A 3272-nucleotide genomic window follows, 5' to 3' on the forward strand; every position below is an offset into this window, starting at 1 on the left:
TTCCCTATGCTTGGCAAGAGAAAGGGACGGGTTTAAGCTTACCCAGTCAACGCAGTAAGAGGTTAAATGTCGTGGGTTTGATGAATCGAAACAATGACTTATCTGCTTATGTTTTTGAACGCAGTATCACCAGTGCAGTCATTCTCGCTTGTATCGATGACTTTGCTCGTCAATCTACCAAGCCAACAGTGATTGTTATGGATAAAGCCTCTATTCATACCAGTCAACTGATTCAAGAGAAATTAGAGCAGTGGAAGAACCAGCAAGTTGAGATTTTCCAGTTACCCCCTTATAGTCCCCAGTTGAACTTGATTGAAATTTTGTGGCGTTTCATGAAGTATGAGTGGATTGAACTCAATGCATATGAATCTTGGGAAAGTTTAGTCTCTTATGTTGAAAAAGTTCTTCGAGACTTTGGTTCAACTTATGTAATTAATTTTGCTTAGCTACTTAGCGGGCGATGTCATCAAAGCTGGCTAGTCCTTCACTTAGTAGTTCGTCATAGGTGTAGCCTGCATCAATCTTGGATTGGATATTGTTTCTCATTGGTTCCTCTTTGGATGTTTAGAATTGAATACAATGGATTGGGGAAATTGATGACTTCTAGATTGAGAACATTGTTCGTACAAATTCTAGAATTGTCAATACTCCATTGATGGTAGTTTTACCTTCACAAGCCAATCGCTAGATTTTCCAATAGTCTCACGTTGGTTATATTCTGGTATTAGTTACATTTCTTCATTATGTCCCTGCTCAATCTCAATCAAGCTAATTTGTCCGACATCCGTTTAATTGCTTCCGATGTTGATGGCACTCTTACCCAAAATGGGAAATTCTCCTCTGATTTCATTTCAACTCTGCTCGATTTACAATCAGCAGGAATCAAAGTGCTATTAGTAACTGGTCGTTCGGCAGGTTGGGTCAGTGCTTTGGTGAATTATTTACCTATCGAAGGGGCGATCGCGGAAAATGGAGGGATATTTTTACAGCCAAATGGAAACCAAGATTTGCTCTCTTCTGTTCCCAATCTATCTAGACATCGCATTCTTCTAGAAAATACTTTCCATCACATTAAGCAGATATTTCCAGATCTTCAGACTTCCACTGATAACCAGTTCCGTATTACCGATTGGACTTTTGATGTTGATAATTTAGCGGCTGATGATCTTCAAGCTATCTCTTTGCAATGTCAACAAATGGGTTGGAGTTTTACTTACAGCAATGTCCAATGTCATATCAAACCACTGCACCAAGATAAAGCTACTGGTTTGCTTTCAGTTTTAAATAAGCATTTCCCCGAACTCACATTGAGGCAAGTGCTAACTGTTGGCGATAGTCCCAATGATGAGGCAATGTTTGATGCTGCTCTATTTCCCACCTCGGTCGGTGTAGCAAATGTCCGACATTATCAAGACAAAATGCTGCATTTACCCAAATACGTTACTCATGCTTCTGAGTGGGCTGGTTTTTCTGAGTTGGCAAAAGTATTACTACCCAAATAAAAAGCGGCGCGATGCGCCGCTTTTTACGTTTGACAAAACTTGCGATTTAGCGATCGCCTCTCATCAATAACAGTTGCACTAGTTGCAATGCTGCATAAATTGCTGTCGCCACATACGTCCATGCCGCCGCATTCAACACACTCCGAGCGCCCCGATTTTCTTCGCCTTGCAAAATTCCTAACTCATCAATTAGTTTTAAAGCACGGCTGGATGCGTCAAACTCAACGGGTAAAGTGACGATGTGAAACAGGATTGCTCCTGCAAATAAAATTATGCCGAGGTTGATGAAAACTGTACTCAAACTACCCAAGGAGGTCAGAAATAGTCCTGCCATTACCATCAATGGTCCAAAGTTTGCTCCGATATTTGCCACGGGAACTAGCGAGGCACGGATATTCATGAATTGATAGCCCCTTACATCTTGCAATACGTGACCACATTCATGGGCGGCGATCGCGGCGGCGGCTAGGGATGATGATGCGTAGACTGACTCTGATAGTCGCACCGCCTTGGCGGATGGGTCGTAATGATCCGTCAGTTCTCCTGCGACTTGTTCAACGGTGACATCATGAATCCCCATGCGTTGCAAGATCGTCTTGGCTACCTGTGCGCCTGTCATCCCTAAACTAGATCTGATTTCGGCGTATTTTTCATAGGTGGCTTTGACCCTCTGCTGCGCCCAAAACATCAGGATCATTCCTGGAATTAGAATCAGGTAGGAAGCATGAAAGTACATAAACTTTTTTCCTTTAATCAGTTCTTTTCCTATTATCTCCCTGCTGTCTTAGCTATTGACGGTAGTGAAAACACTACTGCTGCTGTGCTTTTTCAAGCATCACCAAGTCTTTGTGGTCAGCAAAGTGCTAAATCCCCGAAATACGATGAATGCTGAAATCACATATTGCTAAAAATAGTGTCCTAGATGACAGGATGGCGACCCTAAAGCGAGATTAACTATTATTTCAGTAAAATTTTGAGATCTCATGGATCAGATCCAGAGAGATCGCTGTATGATTTGATCACCGTTTTTATCTATAGGAGATTAATTAGCTCATCCCCCCCTTCAACAACAAAAAAGCCAGTGACGGCAAACCACTAGCTTTCTTGTAAACCCGAAGGTTTTATTCAATTAAATATCCGAGAATGGACAGATGTTGCTTTGAGATGGCAATTTTGTTCAGTGCTTCCTTATATCTTAACGCAAGATATAAGTTTAGCAATAGTTTTTGCTGCAAATTTTTTAACTTTTTTTGCGAAAACCAATAATTTATTATTGAACTGAACCCAAAAAGTCTGTCTGTTTTCTGATTGAAGTCGCTACAACCCTTGCAATCAGGACAATCTAGATGTTTTTATATTTTTACTGCTTGCCATTGCAGATCTTTTTTGAGATCTCTTTGGACAAGTGCTTCGGAGGTCAAGAATCATGACCTCATTAAATAATCAGTATTCCAGCCATAAATTCTCGCCAACTAAGTCCCATCATCCTTGCCCCATATGTGATGACATCAAAGGTAAATGCCGAGTTGCTTCTGATAATCAGGATTTTGTCCTGTGCATGACCCATCCTAGCGATGTGGAGCTGCCTGATTGGAAATATCTGGGTGAAACCAATGGCGGTTACTTTGCGGGTAAGTATGTCCGCAAGCGTCCTGAGTCTGAGTTGGAGCGCCTAGAGCGTCGCGATCGCAATTTAAGGTTGCAGATAGCTCAACAAAAGGCAAAGCGGTCTGGGTTGGCGAAGTTGCCTGATGCGGCTCAGCGAGATCG

General features: G+C 41.9%; 3 protein-coding genes and 1 pseudogene. 3 read left to right on the forward strand and 1 reads right to left on the reverse strand.

Translation table 11 applies throughout. The annotated features are described in order from the left end of the window. On the forward strand, positions 1–446 hold a 446-nt coding region (locus H6F41_RS18555; RefSeq protein WP_190401965.1), incomplete at its 5' end, for an IS630 family transposase. 297 nt (positions 447–743) lie between these two features. Continuing rightward, positions 744–1502, forward strand: coding sequence for an HAD family hydrolase (locus H6F41_RS18560; protein ID WP_190404945.1), 759 nt, complete (start codon positions 744–746; stop codon positions 1500–1502). Between the two features lie 46 nt (positions 1503–1548). Here H6F41_RS18560 and H6F41_RS18565 read toward each other — a convergent pair whose 3' ends face one another. Further along, positions 1549–2238, reverse strand: a complete 690-nt coding sequence (locus H6F41_RS18565; RefSeq protein WP_190404946.1) for a zinc metallopeptidase — start codon at positions 2236–2238, stop codon at positions 1549–1551. Positions 2239–2928: 690 nt separating this feature from the next. On the opposite strand from H6F41_RS18565, the pseudogene H6F41_RS18570 reads away from it, so the two are divergent. Continuing rightward, positions 2929–3272 (forward strand): annotated as a pseudogene (locus H6F41_RS18570) (hypothetical protein); the annotation flags it as partial.

Origin of the sequence: Pseudanabaena mucicola FACHB-723, from assembly GCF_014696385.1 — a bacterium.
Classification (GTDB): Bacteria; Cyanobacteriota; Cyanobacteriia; order Pseudanabaenales; family Pseudanabaenaceae; genus Pseudanabaena.